This is a genomic window from Trinickia mobilis (assembly GCF_017315705.1).
Lineage (GTDB): Bacteria > Pseudomonadota > Gammaproteobacteria > Burkholderiales > Burkholderiaceae > Trinickia_A > Trinickia_A mobilis.
This window is the reverse complement of the sequence record NZ_JAFLRF010000001.1, coordinates 154479-176678: the sequence shown is the minus strand read 5'-3', so window position 1 is coordinate 176678 and position 22200 is coordinate 154479. Positions and strand designations below refer to the sequence as shown.

The window sequence follows — 22200 nt, the reverse complement described above, 5'->3', positions numbered from 1 at the left end:
ATCCCCGGCAACTCGCTTTCTAGGGGTTATCACGTATTGATTGGGCGTTTTGACTGACCATTGGGACGTCAATCCATCTGATTGATGTGGCTTTAGTTGGCAATTCGCAACGGTCCGGCGCAAAAACACGCACCTGAATGGACGCCCACCTTTCGTCGTGCAACCATTCGATCGGTGTTGCATGAAATTACCGCAACCTGACATTAAAAACTCTGCCAGAAAAATAAGCAGATTGAAAGAATTGTCAACAATCAAAAGGTTTGGAGATTTTGATGAAAAAGCACGTCATTTCGCTCGCAGTGTTGTCCGCGTTTGCCGTTCCGGTTTTCGCACAAAGCAGCGTCACGCTGTATGGCGTGATCGATGAAGGCCTGAACTACACGAACAAAGTGGCAACGGCCACCGGTGGCCACTCTGTTTGGGAGATGCAAAGCGGCTATGCGCAAGGCAGCCGCTGGGGCCTGAAGGGCACCGAAGATCTGGGTGGCGGTCTGAAGGCGATTTTCCAATTGGAAAACGGCTTTGACGTGAACACCGGCAAGCTCGGCCAGGGCGGCCTCGAGTTCGGTCGTCAAGCCTATGTCGGCCTGACGCAAGACCAATACGGTACGGTTACCCTTGGTCGTCAATACGACTCCGTTGTCGACTACCTCGCGCCGCTGACCGCGAACGGCAACTGGGGCGGCTACCTGCTGTCGCACCCGTACGACAACGACAACACGGATAACTCGTTCCGTCTGAACAACACCGTCAAGTATGCGAGCCCGGTCTTCGCTGGCTTCCAGATCGGTGGCACCTACAGCTTCAGCAACAACACCGGCTTCGCGAACAACCGTGCCTATAGCCTCGGCGCCACGTACGCGCTCGGCGGCCTGCAGGTTGCCGGTGCCTATATGGCGATCGACAACCCGGGCACGAACAGCAGCGGCACGGTTACGACGACGGACGCAAACTTCATTGCCCAGAAGCTGCAGGTCTTCGGCGGTGGTGTCAACTACACGTACGGTCCGGTGACGGGCGGCTTTGTGTACACGAATTCGTACAACCAGCACCCGACTGGGACGACCTACCTGACCAACCCGGCGACGGGCGTCAATCCGGCTCCGCTGGCGATTCCTGGCAACACGTTGAACTCGCTGCGCTTCCAGAACTTCGAAATCAACGGCAAGTATCAGCTCACGCCGGCGTTCTTCGTGGGTGCTCAATACATCTATACCTACACGAACTACAACTCGACGTTGGGTACCGCGCATCCGAAGTACCAGACGTTTGGTCTGATGGCTGACTACAACATCTCGAAGCGTACGGACTTCTACTTCCAGACGGCGTATCAGCACGTTTCGAGCGGTGGTACGGGTACGCAACTGGACAACGCGTTCATTCCGGGCACGGACAACTCGTCGACGACGAGCAACCAAGTTGCGTTCCGCGTCGCGATCCGTCACAAGTTCTAATCTGACGCGACAACGCGCGGCGCCTGGCGCGCCGCGCGAGTTTTTAATAAGTCGATGTGCGGGCAGTGGCGTTCACGCTGCTGCAAGCCTTCGATCTGCGCCGCTAGCCGGCGATTCGGCTCATCCCAGCGTTGCTCGGATGGGCCTTTTTACTTTTGCGCGTCCGTCACGGCCTTCGCGCGGGACATTGCTGAAGCAGGGGGAGGCGCCATGTGACGTGCGTCACACCGTCCTGCGGTAATGAGGGCATCCGCTGAGCGTCAATGGGCGAGGCGAGGGCGCCGCGCCCGCTACGCAGCGGGTTTGGCGGCGTCGCGCATCGCGCCGAGCACCGCCTGCTTCTTCTCGTCGAGGTGCTGGCGCATCAGCCTGGCCATCCGCGCGCTGTCGCGCGCTTCCAGCGCTTCGATCATCTGCCCGTGTTCGGCCACGGCGCGCGCCCATTTCTGCGCGTCGTGGTTCGAGCGGAAGCGCAGTCCCTCTACGCGGCGGTTCAGCGCAAGATAGGTTTGCCGCAGAACTTCGTTGCCCGCGAGCAGATTGATCCTGTCGTGGATTGTCCGGTTGTAGTCGTAATAGCCGGACAGGTCGCCGCGCGAGTGGCAGGCCAGCATCGAAAAATGCAACGCCTTGAGTTCGTTCAAATCGGCGTCGGCGATCTTCGCGCACGCCAGCTCTCCGGCGAAACTCTCGAGGCAGCCCAGCAGGTCGAACGTATTGCCGATGTCTTCCTCGGTCATGACCGCGACCACGGCGCCGCGATTCGGCTGATGGTCGATCAGGCCTTCCGCCGCGAGCACCTTCAGCGCCTCGCGCAACGGCGTGCGCGACACCCCGAGCACCGCGCACAAATCCCGCTCGTTGAGCCGCGCGCCCGGCGCGAGCGCGCCCTCCACGATCATCTTGCGCAGCGCGTTGGTGACCGATTCGTGCAGAACCGGGCGGGTGACTGCGAATTCGCCGAAGCCCGATGTAGCCGAATCGGTTTGTTTATCGCGGGAGTTGGTATGCAATATACTCGCTGCCATATTGTGAATACACGCGTCAAGAACAGGAGTCTCAAGCATGATAAGCCTGTCAAGGCGGAACGTCTATTTCGAATGACTGTGGAGAAAGTGTTTGCGTCCGGGAAATGGCGCGCTTATGGTATGCCAAATGCAAAATTCCATGAGAAAAACCGAGAACCAGCGGAGCCGAACTTGCATCCAATGTCTATCATTTCGTAACCGCATGCCGCATCGACCGGTCGGCAAAACCTACGCAGGCAAGGAGACACCTCACACCATGGCCTCTATGCAAGCTCTCGCCGCGCGACTCGTCGAGGCGCGCCGCACGCACACCCTGATCGACACACTTGCGGACGACCTGCTTCCCGCCAGCGCCGCCGACGCCTATCTCGCCCAGCAACTGACGATCGCCGAACTCGGCGGCAGCGCCGGCTACAAGATCGGCGCGAAGACCCCCACCGACGAACCGCAATGCGCGCCGCTGCCGGCCGCGAAGGTGTTCGGCGCAAAGGCCGGCGTGCGCCGCGCCGACTACGCGCGCATCGGCCTCGAGCTGGAGATCGCGTTCAGCTTCGCGACCGATATCGACAACACCTTCGCCGAACGAACCGACGATGTCCTCGACGCGATCGATTCGATGTCGGTCGTGGTGGAGGTGGTCGACAGCCGCTTCAAGGCCTGGCCGCAGGTCGACAAGCTCGCGCAGCTGGCCGATCTGCAGAACAACGGAGCGCTCGTGATCGGCGAGACGAAGCGTTACGACCGGCGCTTCGATTTCGTCGCGCCGAAGGTCAGCTTTCATTGCGGCGACCAGGAAATCTTCAGCGGCCACGCGAGCAATCCCGCGGGTGATCCGCGGCGGCTCATCGTCTGGCTCGTCACGCGCGCATTGCAGAACGTGCAGACCATCCCTGCCCGCACGCTGCTCACCACCGGCTCGTACACCGGCCTTTATTTGGCCGAAGGGCCGGACATCGTGCGGGGGACGATCGAGGGCATCGGCGGCATCGAGTTCGAAATCGCTTGACCCGCTGGGCGGCCTGTCATGCCGATTCTCGTCGCCGTGCCCGGCGCATGGCGTCACGCGCCGGGCACGCGCGACGCTGTGGCAGAACGCCACGCTGGTCGTCCGTAAAGTTTTCCTGGCAACAGCCGTAGACCATTCCATGTGGCGTCCATTTAATTCGGACGTTGAGCACGCGTGTGCCATGTGCAGCGCGCGCACGGGGAGAGGGTTGGCGGCCCCGCCATTCCTACCGTACAGCGGAGACCATTGGATGCTGAAGAACTTTTCCATTCGCGCGTGGCTGACCCTCATGGTCGCGTGCTTCGCGGTCGTGCTCGTTGCAGGCGCTGCGCTTGGGCTGCTGTCGATGCGCGCCGGCAACGCATCGCTGCAGCAGATGTACACGGTCGATACGCCCGCTGTCGCGGACCTCGACGGCAGCGCGGGGCAATTGCTGCGCTTGCGCCTGGCGCTCGCGACTTACGCATCGCTCACCGATCTCGACGACCAGGATGGGGCGGCTGCGGTGCTCAAGCGTGCCGACGATTACCGTCGCGTGTCGGATGAGCGCCTCGCGCACTACCTGAGCCGGGCAGGCGGCGATCCCGGCGTGCAGCCGCTCATCAAGGACTTGCAGGGCACGCGCGACGCGTTCCTGCATGACGGCATCGATCCCGCGCTTGCTGCGCTGAAATCGGGCGACAAGCCGGCCTTCCTGCAATTTCAAGGCAAAAAGCTGCCCGCTCTCTATAACGCTTACGACAAGGCAACGGCTGCGCTCGAGAAGGTGCAGCTCGAGCGCGGCGCGCAACGTTACCAGGCCGCGCAGGATCGCTTTCAGATCGTGAGCATCGTGGTTGCGGCCGGCATGCTGCTGTCGCTGGTGTGCGCGTGGCTCGGACGCGCGACGCTCGTGCGCGCCATCGTGCATCCGGTCGATGCGGCGATCGCGCAGTTCCAGCGCATCGCGCACGGCGACCTGACGGGGCGTGTCGAGGTCGTGAGCGACAACGAAATGGGGCGCCTCGCCGCGGCGCTGCAGAAGATGCAGGCATCGCTCGTGGCAACGGTCAGCACCGTGCGCAGCAGCACCGAGTCGATCGATACGGGCGTGAGCGAAATCGCGTCCGGCAACGCGGACCTGTCGCAACGCACCGAAGAGCAGGCAGCGTCGCTCGAGGAAACGGCGGCGAGCATCGAAGAGCTCACGTCGACCGTCAAGCAGACGGCGCAAAATGCCCAGCAGGCGAGTTCGCTCGCGCAGGGCGCGTCCGGCCTCGCGGCCCAAGGCGGCGAGCTGACGCAGGAAGTCGTCGGCACGATGCACGAGATCGTCGGCAATTCGCGCAAGATCAACGATATCGTCGGCCTGATCGAAGGCATCGCTTTCCAGACCAATATTCTTGCGCTCAACGCCGCGGTTGAAGCGGCGCGGGCGGGCGAACAAGGACGCGGCTTCGCCGTGGTGGCGAGCGAGGTCCGCTCGCTCGCGCAGCGCAGTGCCGCCGCCGCTAAGGAAATCAAGACGGTGATCGGCGAATCGTCGGCGCGCGTCGAAACAGGCGCCGAGCTCGTGGAGCGCTCGGGCTCGACGATGAATGAAATCGTCGCGGCAATCGCGCGCGTGAGCACGATCATGAACGAGATCGCGGCGGCCTCGCACGAGCAGAGCACCGGCATCGATCAAGTCAATATCGCCGTGGCTCAGATGGACGAAGTCACGCAGCAAAACGCGGCGCTCGTCGAACAGGCGGCAGCGGCGGCCAGCTCGCTCGAAGAGCAGGCGCGCAGGCTCACTGCGGCCGTCGCAGTGTTCCGTGTTGCGGGGGGCGCAGCACCGGTGCGTACAGCTGCGAATCGCGTCGAAGGCGGACGCGCTGCGCCCAGCTTGACCGACGCCTCGTTTGAACCGGCGTGAGCGGCGCGAGGCGTGCCGGGGAAGCCTGTTGCATTTGTAATGATCGATTGCAGTCGGTTACATGTCGCCTGCCTTGGTTTTGAGATGTTGCCTTTACAATGCAGCATCGGATTTTGAGGGGTGACGTACGCCGTATTTCGAATACGTCATCCTGTATAGCGAGTAATGGCGGCGTCGTTGCGGTAGCGCTGTGCGTATGCAGCTTAAAGCGGCGCCACACGGGTATGGTTCAAGCGATGCCCTTGAAAAAATGGAGTTCGAGTCGAAGATGAGACGAGGTCATTTCGACAGAAGCATGGCGCTCATTGCCGGCGCCGCTATGGCAGCCATCATGGCCGGGTGCGCGACCGTCGCGCCGCCGGCGTCGAGCGACACGGTGGCGGCCGGCGCGACGCCTGCCGCCGCAGCATCGGCGGCACATGCGGCCCAGAGCGCTTCCGCCGCTACCGGCAACAGCGCCGATTCGGCCAGCGATCAGGCGGCCCAGGTGCAGTGGCTCAGCTATGTCGTGAAGCGCGGCGATACGCTCGGCAGCATCGCGAAGAGCCACGGCTGCACGGTCGACAACCTGATCGCTTGGAATCATTTGGCGCGCAAGCCGCGGCTGGCGAAAGGCGAATCGCTGCAGATTGCGATGCGCGGCGCCGGGCAAGGAAGCACGGTCGCCGCGACGACGCCCGATCGCCATTCGCAGCGCGTCGCGCTTGCCTGGCCGGCCGACGGTTCGGTCATCGAGCCGTTCGAGCCGGGGCACAACCGCGGCATCGAAATCGGCGGCAACGAAGGCGATCCGGTTCGCGCCGCTGCCGACGGACGCGTGATGTACGCCGGCACCGGCCTGAACGGCTACGGCAGCCTGATCATCGTGCAGCACAACGCCGATTTTCTGACGGCCTATTCTCACAGCAGCAAGCTGCTCGTGAAGACGGGCGACGTCGTGAAGCAAGGCGAGGAGATCGCTGAGATGGGCGACGTCGACAGCCCGCGTGTCGCGCTGCTGTTCGAACTGCGCCTCGACGGCAAGCCGGTCGATCCGATGCCGTATCTGCCGAGCGGGCACGGCTGAGCGCGAGTGAGAGACGCGGGGCATCGGCGTGCCGGGTCAACGCCCGCCGGTTCGCAAGGTCCCGCAAAATCTCACCTTTGATGGCGCTCGAATCACGGCGAGCCTGCGTAGTCGTTAGCACTTCTACGGCTGCTCGTCGCGATTCGTTGCAGAAGTGCCTCCTAATCCCGATCGATAGCGGGCCAAATCGCGCGTTACATGTATCTGCATGCAACGATCGAATAGGTGAGCGTTTTCGGGAGCCGCGAGTGCAGGCGGCCGCGAGGCCGTGCCGCAATGCAAGGAGCGAGTGAACTATCGAGAAAGGGGCGAGGTCAAATCGCACCTTCTCGACCCTCGCTCGACATCCCATGCCTATGAAGCCTTCAGCGCTGCGCCGTTCGCTATTGCTGGCTGCCATGTCCTCGCCGTTTGTCGACGCTTGTGCCTCGCTGGCTGCCGGCCTGCAGCGCAATGCTCCGGCGCAGGCCGAATTGGCCAAGCTCGAAGCGGCTTCGGGCGGGCGGCTCGGGCTCGCTGCTGTCGACACCGGCAGCGGCTCACGTCTGCTGCATCGCGCCGATGAGCGGTTTGCGTTCTGCAGCACGTTCAAGGTGATCGCGGCCTCCGCGATTCTAAAAGGCAGCGAGAACGAGCCTGGGTTGCTCGAACGCCGGGTGACGTATACCGAGCAGGATCTCGTCAACTATTCGCCGATCACGAAGCCGCATGTGGCGACCGGCATGACGGTCGCCGAACTCTGCGCGGCGGCGCTCGACTACAGCGACAACACGGCGGTCAACCTGTTGATCAAGATCCTTGGCGGGCCCCAGGCCGTGACGGCGTTCGCCCGCTCGATCGGCAACGACACGTTCCGGCTCGACCGCTGGGAGACCGAGTTGAACACGGCGATTCCAGGCGATTTGCGCGATACGTCGACGCCGGCGTCGATGGCGCGCAGCTTGCAGCGGCTTGTGCTCGGCGATGCGCTGGCGCCACGCCAGCGCGAGCAACTGCAGGCATGGATGCGGGCGAATACCACGGGAGGCAAGCGCATCCGTGCCGGTGTTCCGGCCGATTGGCAAGTGGGCGACAAGACGGGAACGGGCGACTACGGCACGTCGAACGACATCGGCGTGATCTGGCGGCCATCCGGCGCGCCGCTCGTTGTCGCGATCTATTTCACTCAGAAGCGTCAGGATGCGTCGCCGCGCGACGACGTGCTGGCGTCGGCTGCGCGCATCGTGGCCGGCGCGCTTGGCTGAGCAGAGGCGTTGCGCGCGGGGGCCGCGCGTCGTGCGCTTTCAGGGGCTCGCTGCGGGTTGCGTTTGCCTGACGCAGGGTGCGCTCACGCGAGCCGCCTGCGTACCGTTTCGGCGAGCTTGTCCGGAGCGATCGTACTTGCCGAGAGCGCGTGGACCTCGGGGTACGCGTCGGCAGCGATGTCGGTCAGCACTTGTCCGGGCGGCGCTTCGACGAGCACCGTCGCCCCCATCTCGATCATCACCGAGAGTGCATCGAACCAGCGCACCGTGTGCCGCATGTTGGTGACGAGGTCGTCTCGGATCGCGTCCGCCGTATGCAATGGGCGCGCGCCGCGATTGCCGATGTAGGTGCTGCGCGGCGCGCGAAACGGCACGCCGGTGCTGTACGCGAGCAGTTCGTCCGATGCCTGGGCGAGCAGTTCGCAATGCGACGGCACGCTGACGTCGAGCCGCGCCGCCTTGCGCGCGCCCGCTGCGAGCGCGCGCGCGTTGAACGCGTCGAGCGCGCTGTCCGAACCGGCAACGACGATCTGCCGAGGGGCATTCACGTTGCCGATATAGACGCGTGCCGCGGCGTCGCTCGCAGTCTCGTGCGTCAAGGTTTCGATCTCGTGTTCGGTCAAACCGGAAATCGCCGACAAGCCATAGCCGCCGGGATAGGCGCGCTCCATCAGCTCGGCGCGTTTTTTTGCCATCTGCAGCGCGTCGGCGAATTCCAAGGCTTCGCAGCTCACTGCCGCTGCATAGGCGCCGATCGACAAGCCCGCGCTCATTTCCCCGGCCAGTCCTTCGGCTGCGAGCTGGCGCGTCGTCGCGACGCCCGCGATCACGAGCGTCAGCTGCACGGCAACGGTCGAGCGCAGCGCGTCGGCCGTATCGAGCGTCAGCACGTCGGTGCCGAGCACCTGCGAGGCTTCCGCGAGGGTGTCGCGGACGGCGGCGTGGGCGGGCAGCCGGTGCAGGAAGCCGGCGCTTTGCGCGCCTTGACCCGGGAAGAGATAAGCGAGCATTACGTCGATTCCTGCGTTTGGGGTCCGGCTGCGAGCCATGGATCGGCGACGCGCTGCGGGCCCTGCGCGCGACGCACCAGCACGCGCGCCTTGTTAGCGGCGAATTCGGCGAGCGCGACGCCGCCGGCCGGCGTTTCGAGCTGCACGTCGATCCGCGTGCCGGCGCGTGCGGCCTCGGCGTTCAATGCGTCGAGCAGGGCGCGTGCCGCGTCCATCGACAGCGGTGCAGGGGTTCGGATCAGCAGGTCGAGATCGCTGGATGAGATGACCGTCGGCAGCCCGGTTGCGAGTTCGAATCCGGCGCTTCCCGTGGGTCCCCAGGTGAATGCCGACAGACAGGGTGCCTTGCGTACGGTGTTCAACATGACGAATGCGGGATACTGCGCGCGATCGGCCGAAGGCCGCGCGCCGGCCAAGTCCTCCGGTGCGATGAGCGCTTCGATGTCGCCGGTTTCTGCCCAGGTGCCGTAACGCTCGTGACGTCCGGTCCCGCGCAAGCCGACCGCGACAAAACCCGCTGCCGATTCGGCACGCCGCACGACGGCGAACGGCGCGCGCGCAAACGCCCTTTGCACCCACGCCGGTGCTTCGGGCAATTCAGGCAAGCGCCGCAGTTTGAGCAAATCGTGCGCGCGCCAGCGTGCGTCGGCCGCGACCGGCGCATCGGCCGTCCAGGGCGGCAGTGCGCATGTGCGCGTTGCGCCCGGTTCCCCTGGTTCCCCCGTTTCCATTACGCATCCCATTGCTCGGCAAGACGCCGCCGCACTTCGATCGACGCGGCGCGTGCCGTTTTCGCGGCGGCGGATTGGAGCCGATGCGACAAGTCTCGCGCACTGCTGCGCGCGCTTTGCACCGCTTCGTTCAGGACAGTGCGGACGCGCTCGATCTGTTCATCGGTTGGCGCATCGGCGTCCACGCCGCCGATTAGCCTGTCGAGCAAACCGAGCTTGGCAAATGCCGAAAGGGCGTACGACATCGGGGTGATGGTTTCGCCGAGCTCGTCGAGCGCTTCGACCGAGCGGCGCGTCACGCGCGCCGCCGAATCCTTGCCCATCGCGTGCACGGCAATGCCCGGCGCGTCGAGCGCCACGATCCGGTTCGCCTGATAGCCGTGCGCGAGGAAGGCGCCCGACATCGCCGGCCCTACGATCAGCGCCACCACTGGGTGCCCGGCGGCACGCGCGGCCGCGTAGGCGTCGACGGCCGCCGCGCAGGCGAGATGAATGCCGAGCATCTCCTCGCGATACCCGTACGCCTGGCTTTTCACGTCGACGATTGCGACGATCGGACGGCGCGTGCCTGTGCGGGCGTCTTCTTCGATCGTGTCGCGCACGATGCGCGCCAGCCGCCAGCCTTGTTCGAGACCGACGACGTTGTCGACCGCGCGCGGGAAGCGATGGTCGGGATCGGGCACGACCGCGATGAAGCGTGCGGTGCCGGCGCCAAGCGCGGCATCGCCGGACCATACCGGCGCGGCCGAGCGCGGCTCGCCTGCGAGCGCGCGGAACCAGCGTTGTCCGCGAGTCATGGTGTTGTCGCTCATCCTTGCTCCTGCTTCTGGTGTGCGCCGGCCGATGCGGTGCCGGCGTGCAAGGCGTCCGCCTGAAACACGGCGCGCATCGTTTCCGGCGAGACGTCGGCGGGATCGATTTGCGCGAGCTTCGCCAGATACGCATCGACCGCTTCGCTTCGATGCTGCGCCGGCACGCCGCGCGCAAACGCCGCGCGCACGGCGGCGCGCAGGGTGTTCGTGTCGTCGTCCGCGAGCGTGTCGACGAGACCCGTCGCTGCGCGCTGCTCGCCGCCGATCAAGCGCCAGACGTAGCGCCGGTCGCTCGCATCGAGTTCGTCGATGCCCGCTTCCTGTTCGATCACTTCGGGGCCGTTCATGCCGAGCCGGCCTTGCCGGGTCGCGACGAGATAGGAGCACAGCGCCGCCGCGAGCGACATCCCGCCAAAGCAGCCGACCATCCCCGCAATCACGCCGACGACCGGCACGTAGCGGCGCAACGCGACGATCGCCGCCTGGATTTCGGCGATGACCGCGAGGCCGAGATTCGCTTCCTGCAAACGCACGCCGCCGGTCTCGAACACGATGACCGGACGCACGAGCTTGCCGCGCTCGCAATCGCGCAACGCCAGTTCCAGTGCCGCGGCGATCTTGCTGCCCGACACTTCACCGATGCTGCCGCCCTGGAACGCCGATTCGATCGCGGCGACGACGGCGGGTTCGCCGTCGATCGTGCCGCGCGCGATGACCGCGCCATCGTCGGCCTGGCACACGATGCCTTGCAGCGGCAGCCATGGCGATTCGAGCTTGTCGAACGGCCCGAGCAGCTCGCGAAACGTGCCGGCGTCGAGCAGGGCGCGCGCGCGTTCACGTGCGGGCAATTCAATGAAGCTGTCGCGCAGCAAAGGCGCGGGACGTGCCACGTCGTGATTCGTATCGATCGCGTCGCTCTCGCCTATGACGCCTCCCGCCGAACATAAGTGAGCGTGGGGGCTGTTCATGACGCCTCCCGCCGGGCCGTCCCCAAGGGAGGCGTCAGCCCCCTCGGGGGGCAGCGAACATAAGTGAGCGTGGGGGCTGTTCATGACGCCTCCCGCCGGGCCGTCCCCAAGGGAGGCGTCAGCCCCCTCGGGGGGCAGCGAACGTAAGTGAGCGTGGGGGCTGTTCATGACGCCTCCCGCCGGGCCGTCCCCAAGGGAGGCGTCAGCCCCCTCGGGGGGCAGCGAACGTAAGTGAGCGTGGGGGCTGTTCATCACACGGCTCCTTGATCGGATGCTTCGGCCGCTTCGGCAAGCCTCAGCGCGACGACGCCGGGCGTTGCGCCGAAGTCGTTGATCTCGATCGAGGCCGCGCCGTCATAGCGCGTGAAAAAACGATCGAGCACGTGCTTCCAGATATGCCCGTAGCCGTCGACGCTCGTGCGCACGACGACGTGCGCCGTCATCGCCTCGCTCGGCGACAGCAGCACCTCGAGGTCGCCCGAGCCGACCACGCCTACATGGGCGCGGGCGGTCACGGGACGTTGTGCCGGGTAGTCGAACGTCAGATGTTCCATGTCGTGGGGCTCCCGCTGGTCCGGCGGCGGACCAGCTTGTCGATGAAAAGGGTTGCGGCGAGCAGGTCCGCCGCGCCGCCCGGGGATGCGTTCAGCGCGAGCAGCGTGCTATCGAGTGCGTCGAGCGCGGCGCGTCCGCTCGGGGTCGAGCTGCCGCCCGTGTCGAGCACGCGGCGCGCGCCGCGTTTGGCGGCGGTGAGCGCGGGCCAGCCGGCGCGGTGCAGCAGACAGGTGTCGTCGAGCGTCGTCATGATGGCCAGCAGCGTATCGACACGTGCTGCGTTTTCGTCCACGCCGCGCCGGCGCGCCGCGGCGAGCGCGGGCAAGCCGACGCCGATCACGTGCGGAAAGCCTTCTTGCGCTTCACCCCGCGCGCCGCCGACGCCGTAACGCTCGCGCACGCGCGTGCCGTTGCTGTCGGCGGCAGGGGCGAAGCGATCGGAGAAGCACGCGATTTGCGCGCCGAGGTCGCAAATGCGCGCTGCGCCAGCCGAATGAACGTTGCCGCAAATCGTTGCGCCCGCAACCAACAGGCCGACGATCCAGATCGCGCCGCGATGCGTGTTGCTGCCGCCCGTCGCGCCCATCATCGCCGCTTCGCCGGCGCGGCCGATTTGCGCGAGCTCGGCGCGCAGCGTCGCCGACGGCTCGCGGTGACGGGACGCGCGCGCGAGTGCTTCGAAGGTGGGTTCGAGCGCGTGCGCGGAGCGCGTCATCGTCGCAAGATCGAGATCGCGATGCGCGCCGCTGCCGCGCTGATCGACGAGCGCGGGCTTCGGCGTGAGGCGCGCTTCTTCGAGCAGCGCATCGACGGCCAAGCGCGCGAGCTGAGCGTCGGAGGGCGTGTGAAGCGTAGCGGCGCTCGAAGGCGCGCCCCGGATCGCCCGCAATGCCGAGCCGCTGTTGTCGCAATTCGAGCAGGCTGAAGTGGTGCTCATCAGATCACCAGCTTCGAAAACGCGCAGGCGGCGCATAGAGACCGCCCGACCAGGCGACCAGATCGTCGATGCTGCGCGCTGCAAGCAACGACCGTTTCGCGTCGCCACGCCGAATGCCGAGGTCCTCCGGATAGGCGACGATGCCGCGCCGCCGCAGCGCGGCCGTCTGCTCAGGCTTCGCGCGCAAGCCGATCGGCGTGACCCCGGCGACGGCCGCGAGCGCGGCGCGCCGTTCGTCGACGCCTTCCGCCTTGTGCAAATGCGCGATACCTTCCTCGGTGACGACGTGGCTCACATCGTCGCCGTAGATCATCACCGGTGCGATCGGCATCGCGCTTTTTGCGCCGACGGCGATCGCATCGAGTTCGTCGACAAAGGTCGGCTCGCCGCCTTTCTTGTACGTTTCCGCGAGCTGCACGACGAGCTTGTGGCCGCGCGCGATGGGCCCGTTCGCCTTCAGGAGCTTCAGCCACGCTTCGCTCGAATGGCGCCGTCCGCGCGGATCGTGGCCCATGTTGGGCGCGCCGCCGAAGCCCGCCAGGCGGCCGCGCGTGACGGTCGACGAATTCGCATCGGCGTCGATCTGCAGCGTCGAGCCGATGAACAGATCGACGCCGTATTGCCCGGCCAGTTGGCACAACACGCGGTTCGAGCGCAGGCTGCCGTCGCGGCCCGTGAAGAAGATGTCGGGGCGCGCCTCGATATACGCCTCCATCCCGACTTCGCTGCCGAAGCAATGCACGCTGTCGACCCAGCCCGACTCGATCGCGGGAATCAGCGTGGGGTGCGGATTGAGCGTCCAGTTGCGGCAGATCTTGCCCTTCAAGCCGAGCGTTTCGCCATACGTCGGCAGCAGCAGTTCGATCGCGGCGGTATCGAAGCCGATGCCGTGATTGAGCGACGTGATCCCATACGCTTCGTAGATGCCGCGAATCACCATCATCGCGGTCAGCACTTGCAAGTCGCCGATATGACGCGGATCGCGCGTGAAAAGCGGCTCGACCGCGAACGGGCGGTCGGCCTCGACGACGATGTCGACCCACGAGCCGGGGATATCGACGCGCGGCAGCTCATCGACGACTTCGTTGACCTGCACGATCACGATGCCATGACGAAAGGCAGCGGCTTCGGCAATGGTCGGCGTGTCTTCGGTGTTCGGCCCCGTATATAGATTGCCGTGACGATCCGCCTTCTCGGCGCAGAGCAGCGCGACGTGCGGCGTCAGGTCGACGAACATCCGCGCGTAGAGCTCGACGTAGGTATAGATCGCGCCGATTTCCAATTGCCCGTCTTCGAGCAATTGCGCAACGCGCAGACTCTGCGGACCCGCAAACGAAAAATCGACCTTGTGTGCGATGCCTTGCTCGAACAGGGTCAGGTGCTCGGGGCGGCTGATGCTGGAAATCAGCAAATGAACGTCATGGACTTTTTGCGGATCGACCTTCGCGAGCGAACGCGACAGAAAGTCGGCCTGCTTTTGATTGTCGCCTTCGAGGGCCACGCGATCGCCTGGACGGATCAGCGCTTCGAGCGCGGCGACGATACGCTCGCGCGGCAGCACGCGATCTTCGAGCCAGGGTGTGACCGCTTCCAGGCGCCGCGCCTTTTCATCGCGCAGCGTGGTCCATGAGCGGGCCGCGGGCGTGACGGACGCGGTGCGGGCTGGAGTGAAGGCTGGGTGATTCATCGGCGGATCAGCTCCCGGTGGGGGCGCGCTCGCGTTTCGCGCGCGGCTTGCGAGTGGTTGACGGGGTACCGGCACAGATGGCCTCCGCGTTTTCGCAGAGGAAACGATACAGCAGCTCGCCGGTGCCGAGCAGATGTCCGGTGACGAGCGCTTGCGCGGCAGCGACATCGTGCCGGCGCACGGCCTTGAGCAGCGCCGCATGTTCGCGATCGGACTCGCCCTTGTACGCCGGCAAGCCGAACTTGAGCCGCAGATAGCGTTCGCCGCGCCGGTGCAGCACGCCGATCATTTCAAAGAGCTGCGGCCGCGCGGCGGGCTCGTAGAGGCTCATATGAAACGCTTCGTTGCGCGCGACGTAAAGCGACGGGTCCGCTTCGGCAGACGCCGCCTTGCACAGCGCTTCCGAATGCCGTAGCGAAGCTTGCGTATGGGCGGGAATCGCGAGGCCGATCGCGAGGCTTTCGAGCGCGGCGCGAATTTCGTAGATCTCCCGCGCTTCATCGGCCGACAAGGGCGCGACGGTCGCGCCCTTGTGCATCTCGACCTTCGCCCAGCCTTCGCTTTCGAGCTGGCGCAACGCTTCGCGCACCGGAATCGCGCTGACGGAAAAGTGCCGCGCGATGGCGTCCTGGCGCAGCGGTGCGCCAGGCGCGAGGGTACCGTCGACGATCGCCGTGCGCAGCGCGTTCGCGATCATCCGCGACGTGCTCGCGCGTTCCGCGACAGTAATCGTGCCCGGCAGCACGCTCGTGCCGGACGGGTCGTCTAGGGGAAAACGAGTCGTTGCGTCGTTCATGATGTCAAATATTATATATAAAATACGAACTCGCCAATCGGGCAAACCCCATAAAAAGACCGAGGCCTGGCGCGTATCCGACGCGAGCGTGCGGCCTGTGCCGCACGCTCGCGAGTTCATTTGAGGCTAGATGTTCAACCGTATCACCGGAGGAGCAAGATGAGTTCAATGACGGACCGCGCGAGGCTCGCGCGACATCGCACGCCGCTCAATCGTTCGCAGATTGCGGGATTTTGGGGAGCGTGGACCGGCTGGACGCTCGATGGGATGGATTCGTTCATCTACGCGCTCGTGCTCACGCCCGCGCTGACCGAGTTGCTGCCGCGTTCGGGCTACGCCGCCACGCCGGCCAATGTCGGGCTCGCCGGCTCGATGCTGTTTGCGCTGTTTCTGGTCGGCTGGGGCTTGTCGTTCATCTGGGGGCCGATCGCCGACCGCTTCGGACGCACGAAGGTGCTGGCCGGCACGATCTTTACGTTCGCGATCTTCACGGGTCTTTCGGCACTCTCGCAGAACGTGTGGGAGCTTGCGATCTTCCGCTTTATCGCGGGTGTCGGGATCGGCGGCGAATGGGCGCTCGCGGGCACCTACGTTGCGGAGTCGTGGCCCGAGGACCGGCGCAAGATGGGCGCAGGCTATCTGCAAACCGGCTACTACGCCGGCTTTTTCTTGGCGGCGGCGCTCAACTATACGGTCGGCGTGCATTTCGGCTGGCGCGCGATGTTTCTGACGGGCGCGGTGCCGGTCTTCGTCGCGATTCTCGTGTTGACGCGCGTGAAGGAAACGGAAAAGTGGCAGAAGGCCGAGGCGCGCACCACGGTCCACGTCAAGCCGTTGCGCGAGATTTTCGGTCCGCGCTATCGGCGTCGCACCTGGGTGGCTTGCGCGCTTTTGACGATCGCGATCGTGGGCTTGTGGGCGGGCGCGGTCTATGAGCCGTCGGCCGTGATTCAGCTCGCGACGAAGTCGGGGATGGACAAGAGCGGCGCGATCAAGACGGCGTCGCTGGCAACCGGCTTGCTCTCGATCGGCACGATACTGGGCTGTCTGGTATTGCCTTGGCTTGCCGAGCAAGTCGGGCGCAGAAAGACGCTTGCGATCTATTTCACCGGAATGGCGGTATCGATTGCGGGGAGTTTCGGCTGGGCGTTCTATCTGCCCAATGGTCTCGCGCCGTTCATCGCCTGGCTGTTCGTGCTCGGTTTCTTCGGCGGCAACTTCGCGCTTTTCAGCCTGTGGCTGCCCGAGCAGTTCGAAACGCGCGTGCGTGCGACGGCATTTGCATTCTGCACGTCGTTCGGCCGGTTCATCGGCGCAGGTGTGAACTTCCTGCTCGGCGCGGCGGTGCTGCATACGCATACGCTGGGCGTACCGGTCGCGCTGACCGCCGTGGCATTCGTGATCGGGCTGCTGATCATTCCGTTTGCGCCTGAAACGCGCGGAGAAGTGCTGCCGCAATAGCGCGCCGCGACAGGTCCTGACGCGGCGGGCGGAGGGCATCGGCCTCGGTCTTGGTCGCAACGAATTAGCGGCGCCATCGCAGGCGCCGCTTGCTTCGTCACGGGTCCGCCGGATTGATCTCGAAGTCTGGGACCGCGCACCCTAGCTAGCGCTTGGCGCCCTCGGCAACGAAAAATAAGATCAGAGCATTGACCTTGATTGAAAACTGACTGACAATCAACGTCAGCATGCTGATCTTAGGAGCAACAATGTTCGAAATATCTGGGGAAGAGATCCTTGGGCGTCTGAAATTTGATAACCCGTGGTGGGATGACCAAGCACCTGACCGTGTCACATATGCGAAGATGCCACGGCGCAAGTACTTTGCGCCCTTTCTGCGCGCTGTGACCGATAGGTCTATTCAACGTGCAGTTGTCCTTATGGGTCCGCGGCGCGTCGGAAAGACAGTCATGGTCTACCATGCGATCGAAGCGCTTCTCCGTAGCGGAGTCGATGGCAAGAACATCCTTTATCTCTCGCTCGAAACACCGCTCTACACAGGCCTACGGCTAGACAAAATCGTGCAAATGTACGCGGATTTGTTGACTCTAACCAAAAACAGTGAGCTTTATATTTTCTTCGATGAGATTCAATATCTTAAAGGATGGGAAGTACATCTAAAATCACTGGTTGATTCCTACTTTTCCTATAAATTCATTGCCACGGGATCTGCAGCGGCCGCGTTGCGTATGAAAAGCAATGAATCAGGAGCAGGCCGATTCAGCGAATTTGTTTTACCGCCATTGACTTTTGCGGAGTACCTGCAATTTGTCAATAAGGAGGACGTTTTAATCAACAAGATAGAGACGCCAAAGGGGAGGTATCACTACACATGCACCAACATCGAAGAACTCAATAAGGAGTTCATTTGCTATCTTAATTATGGTGGCTATCCGGAGGCGGTCTTTTCAGACACGGTTAAATCTGATCCCGGCCAATACATTAAGAGCGATATCATCGACAAGGTCTTGCTCCGCGACCTTCCGAGCCTGTATGGGATATCTGATATTCAAGAGCTAAATCGCCTCTTCACCGTATTGGCTTACAATACCGGGAACGAGGTATCCCTCGAAGAGCTTTCGAAGAGCTCTGGCGTCGCAAAAAACACCATCAAGCGGTATTTGGAATATTTGGATGCTGCCTTTTTAATTCGTCGCATTGAGCGAATTGACCAAAACGCGAAGCGATTTAAGCGTGCGATGCGTTTTAAAATTTACTTGACGAACCCCTCTATGCGAGCGGCACTGTTTGGGCAAGTCAGGCATGACGCTGAAACGATGGGGAATCTCACTGAAACGGCAATTTTCAGTCAATGGCAGCACAGTGAAAAAGCCGAACTTTATTATGCGCGATGGAACAATGGCGAAATCGATATCGTTTCCTTGGCCCCTAGCAGCCAAAAACCGCAATGGGTGGTCGAGGTCAAATGGAGCGATAGACCATATAAGGACCGCTCGCTAGTCCGCCATTGCGTAGAATTTTCGCAGTTGCATCCGACGCTGGCCCATGATCACACTCTGGTAACAACGAAGACCATCACTGCAGAGTTCGAATACAAGGGCCTAAACTTTAGACTTCAGCCGAGTAGCCTCTATGCGTATATCTTGGGTGCAAACATCCTGAGCGACAAGACGATGGTTCCCCGCGAAATTACCCTTCCTGGCCTCGCAGATGATGAGGACGATGTCGAGGAAGAGGACTCTGACGTAACCGAGGCAAACGTCGACGATGTGGATGTGGACTTCGACGATACGGACGAAGCATCTGACACGAGTGGTTGAAGAAGAGCCAACCGAGCTGAACGATTGGCGGGGCCGCTTGGTGAGTTGGACAAAATCCCCAGGAACTGCCCGTCATTTGCCTCATTTCGGACACCTGCTAGGTTCTCAACCGCGCTAAGCAGTTGGCCGGTAAAGCCGCCGAAAGTCAATTGGAACACGTGCGCGAGCCCTCCTGCTTCGAAGCGTATCCTGCGTCCGTTTTCTGAGGAGGTAAACGAGTCGAACATTGCAATTGAACTAGGAAATGGTCCCTCGCACACGCCGCCACCTGTTACAGCGCCCGTGCGTCCTCTTAACACCAAATGGTCGCTGCCTCCCGTAAGCGGACATCAACCGACGAGCAAGGATAGGCCGTTCCATGGCCGTTCTGCGACACCTCGGTAGTCACTTGCATCCCGCTGCTTTCACTGCGCTGCACAATGACAAATCAACCGCGGGATACGGATACCCAGTATTTTCTTTGCCACGTGCAATGAGGGCGATTGGCAAGCGATTTTTAAAGAGCATGGCGTCTAGCGGTAAAAATGACATGTCTGGCGAATTCTGTTCATTTATTTAGATTCGTTTGAGATTCGTTTGTCTATGCGTCATGTGCCGTGCAATATCGGCTAGCGCAAAATATTCGCTGATCGCTCCCCGCAGCCTTTAGAATTCGGGACAGTCTGGAAACAGTCCAAACCCGCGCTATATTGATCTAAGGACTGGAGCCGTCATTAAGCGCTTCCGACGTTTGGGCACCGTTTTGAGATAGCGAGGTGAAAGCTGTGGTGCGGCGTCAATCATTCGCCCGCGACACCGTTTGCGCTCGCATAGGCCCTGGGCGAAACGAGCCCATTTTGATGAATACCTCTTCGCGAACAGTTAGATGGCCGCCGTTTTGGAAAAATATCTGATCGAACATCAGCTCGTGTTCGACAGCCATTTGATGACGCTGTCGCACGATGATGTCGTCACCGCGCTGGCCGCCAATGAAACGGAACTGCTGACGCTGCTCATGCAGGGTAACGCCACCAAGCAAGCTGTGATCGAGCAGGTGTGGGAAAGCAAGGGCATGGTGGTGACCGAAGGCAGCTATCACCAGCTCGTGCGGTCGCTGCGCGTGAAGCTCGAAGAGCAGGGCGTGCCGGGAAGTCTAATCAAGACGCTGCCGCGCCTCGGCCTGAAGTTCATCGGCACGGTCGAGCCGATTGTCGACACGCCCGTATCGGCGCGTTCAGGCGAGGTGGCAGTTCATGCCGGCGCGTCCGAAGTCGCGGCAGCCGAACCTGTCGCTGCCGGCGAGGCGAGCATGGGCGAAGTCGAGCCGCCGCTATCCGAGGGCAGCGCCGAAGCGCCCGCGCGGGTTCCCGCAGCGGAGCCTGCTGCCGCGCTTGCCGATGCCGCAGCCGCTGTCGCCGCGCCGGATGACGCCGCCCCGGATGGCGCGGCGCCGGTGCGTGTTGCGCCACCGAAGAAGCGGCGCCGGCCGTTGACGTACGCGGTGTACGGCGTGCTGCTGGCGTGGGCCGGCGTGCTCGCGTGGAAGACGTTCTTCGACGGCAACCGGAAGTTCGAGTTTCCGTTTGCGCAGACCGTCGGCGGCGTGCATTACTTCTCGAACGGCAAGATGAAGCAAAAGGCGCTCTTGCAATCGATCCAGGTGACGCCTGCGAAAGGCAGCTACGTCTATCAGATCGGGTTGGGCAACGAAGATTGGCTGGCTGTTTGTCCGAAATCCATTTACGAGGCACCCGAGCAGTGCGAAACCTATTTCGTCGAAACGGCCTATCAATAATTCTCGCCGTTGCGTCGCTCTCCGCCTGGACAGCGTGGTACACGACGCGCGGCGCCTATCACGATCTGCCGCACGGCCAATGCGTGGTGCACCAGCCGCGTTATTTGCTTGACTCCGATGGCGGATCGAAGCGCACCGCGATGCTGTCGACCTCATTCTGGCTCGACGCCGGACGCATCCATTTGAGCGGCTGTTACCGGAACGAGGAGGAGTGCGTATCGATCGATCGCAGCGGCACGATCGACATGTTGTTCGCGCGAGACGGGACCGTCCTGAGCAAAGTGCGCAAGCTCGCGTATTCGAAGCTCGACAACGCGGCATCCCAGCCGGTGCCGGGCCCGCTCGTCGCGGCCGGCGAGGAAATCGATTTTCGCTTCAGGAAGCTCACGCGGAATGCGTGGATCGTCGAGACCAACGACAACCACGCCGGCATGTGCGTCACCGGTCCGTAAGCGGCTCGACGATGCCGGGCCCGGTGACGCGTGCGGCGATGATCTTGCCCGTGCTCGTGTTGCGCACGCGGATCACTTCGTCCTTCGCGCCGTTTTGCAGCGCGGTGCCCGCCGCCGTGATTTCGATTTGCTGATTGCGCGCGACGATCCGCACCATCTGGCCGCGCTTCACCGCGGTTTCCCCCTGTAGAAAACGCGCTTGCACGACGCTGCCGGCCTTGAGCGCGCGGCGGCTGACGCGGCCCGCGATCGCTGCGGGATCGGTCAGCGCATCGGGCACCGCGGCAAGGTTTTCTTCTTCAAGCGTGACGTCGTTGACGTCGATCGGCTGGCCCGCGGGAATCGCGGCCGCCGCCACCACGACCTTCGCCAATACGCTCGTGCGCACCTGATAGAACGTTGTGCGCGCATCGTTCGGGCAGCGCACGGCGAACTTCAGATGGCCCAGCTGGCCGTTGCCGGACGGCGCGATCTCATAAGGTTTGCCGCACGGCGGAGCCGGGCGGCGGCTCGGCAAGACGGCGGCCTCGACGCGCGCGTCCTGCAACTGGTGCTGCTTCACATAATTGTCCAGCCAGGCCTGTGCCGCCTCTCGAACTTGTGCAACGACCGGCGCATCCGCCCGGGCGGATGCCACACCTGCGATGAAGATCAGCGGCAAAAACGTAAACCGAATTGTGATGGGTCTGATGGGCATCGTGCCGACGGTGCGAGTGAGGAGTGCTCGGATTATAGAGCCGAAAGTTTGTCGAAAAGGTCTTAAGGTTTCGAAGCCAGGCGCCGCCTTTGGGTGGGTGAGGACGTCATGTGACGTTTCTTGAGTCTTAATTCCTGGAGAAAAAATCGTGCTTAGTCTTCACACCAACATGGCTTCGCTGATGGTTCAGAACGCCGTGTCGCGAACCCAATCCGACGTTACCAAGTCGATGATCCGCCTCGGCACCGGCTTCCGGATCAATTCCGCCGCTGACGATGCTGCCGGCCTGCAAATCGCAACCCGCCTGCGCGCGCAAACGAGCGGCATGACCGTCGCGGCGAGCAACACGCAGAATGCGACTTCGCTGCTGCAAACGGCCAACGGCGCGTTCGACGAAGTCAAGAACGTTCTGATGCGCATGAAGGATCTGGCCACGCAAGCGGCCGACGATTCGTCTTCGGACGCCGACAAGGCGGCCATGCAGTCGGAATACGACGCGCTTGGCCAGCAACTGAACAACGTGATGTCCAACACGTCGTACGGCGGCGAAAAGCTGTTCAGCAAGGACGGCACGGCCGGCAAGCTTTCGACGGCATTGACGTTCCAGGTCGGCGCAAGCTCGAGCGAAACGATGACGGTCGATTTCTCGAAAGTGCTTAAGGATGTTGCTAAAGCTTTCGAGGGCGCCAGCGCGGCGTATAAGGACCCGACAAAAGCGGGTACAGAACTGACCGCCGCCGGCGGGGCCAACAAAATGATCGATACCCTTAACGCTGTGCTCGACAGCGTCGGCGCCCTATCTTCG

The 22200-nt window shown here is 63.2% G+C and carries 20 protein-coding genes; 10 read left to right on the top strand and 10 right to left on the bottom strand.

Annotated elements, in window-relative coordinates:
- The first annotated feature begins 272 nt into the window (after nucleotides 1-272).
- A complete protein-coding gene (locus J3489_RS00860) occupies nucleotides 273-1454 on the top strand; it encodes a porin (RefSeq protein WP_206995237.1) in 1182 nt (393 codons plus the stop codon).
- 290 nt (nucleotides 1455-1744) lie between these two features.
- Here J3489_RS00860 and J3489_RS00855 read toward each other — a convergent pair whose 3' ends face one another.
- Nucleotides 1745-2467, bottom strand: a complete 723-nt coding sequence (locus tag J3489_RS00855) for a GntR family transcriptional regulator (protein WP_242539678.1) — start codon at nucleotides 2465-2467, stop codon at nucleotides 1745-1747.
- A gap of 271 nt (nucleotides 2468-2738) precedes the next feature.
- On the opposite strand from J3489_RS00855, the gene J3489_RS00850 reads away from it, so the two are divergent.
- From J3489_RS00850 to bla, 4 genes are all read left to right on the top strand, one after another.
- Nucleotides 2739-3488 (top strand): 2-keto-4-pentenoate hydratase, encoded by a 750-nt coding sequence (locus J3489_RS00850; RefSeq protein ID WP_206995233.1) that lies wholly within the window; start codon nucleotides 2739-2741, stop codon nucleotides 3486-3488.
- A 250-nt stretch (nucleotides 3489-3738) separates the two neighbouring features.
- On the top strand, nucleotides 3739-5385 hold the full coding sequence (locus J3489_RS00845) for a methyl-accepting chemotaxis protein (RefSeq protein ID WP_206995231.1): 1647 nt from the start codon (nucleotides 3739-3741) through the stop codon (nucleotides 5383-5385).
- 268 nt (nucleotides 5386-5653) lie between these two features.
- Nucleotides 5654-6451, top strand: coding sequence for a peptidoglycan DD-metalloendopeptidase family protein (locus J3489_RS00840; protein WP_206995229.1), 798 nt, complete (start codon nucleotides 5654-5656; stop codon nucleotides 6449-6451).
- A 356-nt stretch (nucleotides 6452-6807) separates the two neighbouring features.
- Nucleotides 6808-7695, top strand: coding sequence for a class A beta-lactamase (gene bla, locus J3489_RS00835; protein WP_206995992.1), 888 nt, complete (start codon nucleotides 6808-6810; stop codon nucleotides 7693-7695).
- An 83-nt stretch (nucleotides 7696-7778) separates the two neighbouring features.
- Here bla and mdcH read toward each other — a convergent pair whose 3' ends face one another.
- The 8 genes from mdcH to J3489_RS00795 all read right to left on the bottom strand — a co-directional run bounded on the left by mdcH (nucleotide 7779) and on the right by J3489_RS00795 (nucleotide 15191).
- Nucleotides 7779-8705, bottom strand: a complete 927-nt coding sequence (gene mdcH, locus J3489_RS00830; protein WP_206995227.1) for a malonate decarboxylase subunit epsilon — start codon at nucleotides 8703-8705, stop codon at nucleotides 7779-7781.
- Nucleotides 8705-9436, bottom strand: coding sequence for a malonate decarboxylase holo-ACP synthase (locus J3489_RS00825; RefSeq protein WP_206995225.1), 732 nt, complete (start codon nucleotides 9434-9436; stop codon nucleotides 8705-8707). Before J3489_RS00825 ends, mdcH begins: the two co-directional genes overlap by 1 nt.
- Complete coding sequence (mdcE, locus tag J3489_RS00820) at nucleotides 9436-10248, bottom strand: biotin-independent malonate decarboxylase subunit gamma (protein ID WP_206995223.1); 813 nt, start codon at nucleotides 10246-10248, stop codon at nucleotides 9436-9438. The genes J3489_RS00825 and mdcE overlap by 1 nt, the downstream gene beginning before the upstream one ends.
- Nucleotides 10245-11216 carry a biotin-independent malonate decarboxylase subunit beta gene (locus J3489_RS00815; RefSeq protein ID WP_206995221.1) on the bottom strand — a complete coding sequence of 324 codons (972 nt, stop codon included), beginning with the start codon at nucleotides 11214-11216 and terminating at the stop codon, nucleotides 10245-10247. The genes mdcE and J3489_RS00815 overlap by 4 nt, the downstream gene beginning before the upstream one ends.
- A 251-nt stretch (nucleotides 11217-11467) precedes the next feature.
- A complete protein-coding gene (locus J3489_RS00810; RefSeq protein WP_206995220.1) occupies nucleotides 11468-11770 on the bottom strand; it encodes a malonate decarboxylase subunit delta in 303 nt (100 codons plus the stop codon).
- Entirely contained in the window at nucleotides 11758-12708 is a 951-nt protein-coding gene (locus J3489_RS00805; protein WP_206995219.1) for a triphosphoribosyl-dephospho-CoA synthase, read from the bottom strand. The genes J3489_RS00810 and J3489_RS00805 overlap by 13 nt, the downstream gene beginning before the upstream one ends.
- A gap of 4 nt (nucleotides 12709-12712) precedes the next feature.
- Entirely contained in the window at nucleotides 12713-14395 is a 1683-nt protein-coding gene (gene mdcA, locus J3489_RS00800; RefSeq protein ID WP_206995218.1) for a malonate decarboxylase subunit alpha, read from the bottom strand.
- A 7-nt stretch (nucleotides 14396-14402) separates the two neighbouring features.
- Nucleotides 14403-15191, bottom strand: coding sequence for a GntR family transcriptional regulator (locus J3489_RS00795; protein WP_206995990.1), 789 nt, complete (start codon nucleotides 15189-15191; stop codon nucleotides 14403-14405).
- A 159-nt stretch (nucleotides 15192-15350) separates the two neighbouring features.
- Here J3489_RS00795 and J3489_RS00790 point away from each other — a divergent pair, with 159 nt between their 5' ends.
- The 4 genes from J3489_RS00790 to J3489_RS00775 all read left to right on the top strand — a co-directional run bounded on the left by J3489_RS00790 (nucleotide 15351) and on the right by J3489_RS00775 (nucleotide 20698).
- Nucleotides 15351-16652 carry an MFS transporter gene (locus tag J3489_RS00790; RefSeq protein ID WP_206995217.1) on the top strand — a complete coding sequence of 434 codons (1302 nt, stop codon included), beginning with the start codon at nucleotides 15351-15353 and terminating at the stop codon, nucleotides 16650-16652.
- A gap of 248 nt (nucleotides 16653-16900) precedes the next feature.
- Nucleotides 16901-18472: an ATP-binding protein gene (locus tag J3489_RS00785; RefSeq protein ID WP_206995216.1), complete on the top strand. Its 1572-nt coding sequence runs from the start codon at nucleotides 16901-16903 to the stop codon at nucleotides 18470-18472.
- An 865-nt stretch (nucleotides 18473-19337) separates the two neighbouring features.
- Nucleotides 19338-20246: a winged helix-turn-helix domain-containing protein gene (locus tag J3489_RS00780; protein WP_374193413.1), complete on the top strand. Its 909-nt coding sequence runs from the start codon at nucleotides 19338-19340 to the stop codon at nucleotides 20244-20246.
- Nucleotides 20210-20698, top strand: a complete 489-nt coding sequence (locus tag J3489_RS00775) for a hypothetical protein (protein ID WP_309491304.1) — start codon at nucleotides 20210-20212, stop codon at nucleotides 20696-20698. Before J3489_RS00780 ends, J3489_RS00775 begins: the two co-directional genes overlap by 37 nt.
- Here the strand turns inward: J3489_RS00775 and flgA are convergent.
- Nucleotides 20685-21260: a flagellar basal body P-ring formation chaperone FlgA gene (flgA, locus tag J3489_RS00770; RefSeq protein ID WP_206995215.1), complete on the bottom strand. Its 576-nt coding sequence runs from the start codon at nucleotides 21258-21260 to the stop codon at nucleotides 20685-20687. The two genes, J3489_RS00775 and flgA, sit on opposite strands and share 14 nt — an antisense overlap.
- A 283-nt stretch (nucleotides 21261-21543) precedes the next feature.
- Between flgA and J3489_RS00765 the strand changes: the two genes are divergently transcribed.
- On the top strand, nucleotides 21544-22200 hold a 657-nt coding region (locus J3489_RS00765), incomplete at its 3' end, for a flagellin N-terminal helical domain-containing protein (RefSeq protein ID WP_206995214.1).

Excerpts from the sequence above, each read along its gene's own strand:
- J3489_RS00860 (WP_206995237.1), top strand. The coding sequence starts at position 273 with ATGAAAAAGCACGTCATTTCGCTCGCAGTGTTGTCCGCGTTTGCCGTT.
- J3489_RS00850 (WP_206995233.1), top strand. The coding sequence starts at position 2,739 with ATGGCCTCTATGCAAGCTCTCGCCGCGCGACTCGTCGAGGCGCGCCGC.
- J3489_RS00845 (WP_206995231.1), top strand. The coding sequence starts at position 3,739 with ATGCTGAAGAACTTTTCCATTCGCGCGTGGCTGACCCTCATGGTCGCG.
- J3489_RS00840 (WP_206995229.1), top strand. The coding sequence starts at position 5,654 with ATGAGACGAGGTCATTTCGACAGAAGCATGGCGCTCATTGCCGGCGCC.
- bla (WP_206995992.1), top strand. The coding sequence starts at position 6,808 with ATGAAGCCTTCAGCGCTGCGCCGTTCGCTATTGCTGGCTGCCATGTCC.
- mdcH (WP_206995227.1), bottom strand. The coding sequence starts at position 8,705 with ATGCTCGCTTATCTCTTCCCGGGTCAAGGCGCGCAAAGCGCCGGCTTC.
- J3489_RS00825 (WP_206995225.1), bottom strand. The coding sequence starts at position 9,436 with ATGGAAACGGGGGAACCAGGGGAACCGGGCGCAACGCGCACATGCGCA.
- mdcE (WP_206995223.1), bottom strand. The coding sequence starts at position 10,248 with ATGAGCGACAACACCATGACTCGCGGACAACGCTGGTTCCGCGCGCTC.
- J3489_RS00815 (WP_206995221.1), bottom strand. The coding sequence starts at position 11,216 with ATGAACAGCCCCCACGCTCACTTATGTTCGGCGGGAGGCGTCATAGGC.
- J3489_RS00810 (WP_206995220.1), bottom strand. The coding sequence starts at position 11,770 with ATGGAACATCTGACGTTCGACTACCCGGCACAACGTCCCGTGACCGCC.
- J3489_RS00805 (WP_206995219.1), bottom strand. The coding sequence starts at position 12,708 with ATGAGCACCACTTCAGCCTGCTCGAATTGCGACAACAGCGGCTCGGCA.
- mdcA (WP_206995218.1), bottom strand. The coding sequence starts at position 14,395 with ATGAATCACCCAGCCTTCACTCCAGCCCGCACCGCGTCCGTCACGCCC.
- J3489_RS00795 (WP_206995990.1), bottom strand. The coding sequence starts at position 15,191 with ATGAACGACGCAACGACTCGTTTTCCCCTAGACGACCCGTCCGGCACG.
- J3489_RS00790 (WP_206995217.1), top strand. The coding sequence starts at position 15,351 with ATGAGTTCAATGACGGACCGCGCGAGGCTCGCGCGACATCGCACGCCG.
- J3489_RS00785 (WP_206995216.1), top strand. The coding sequence starts at position 16,901 with ATGTTCGAAATATCTGGGGAAGAGATCCTTGGGCGTCTGAAATTTGAT.
- J3489_RS00780 (WP_374193413.1), top strand. The coding sequence starts at position 19,338 with ATGGCCGCCGTTTTGGAAAAATATCTGATCGAACATCAGCTCGTGTTC.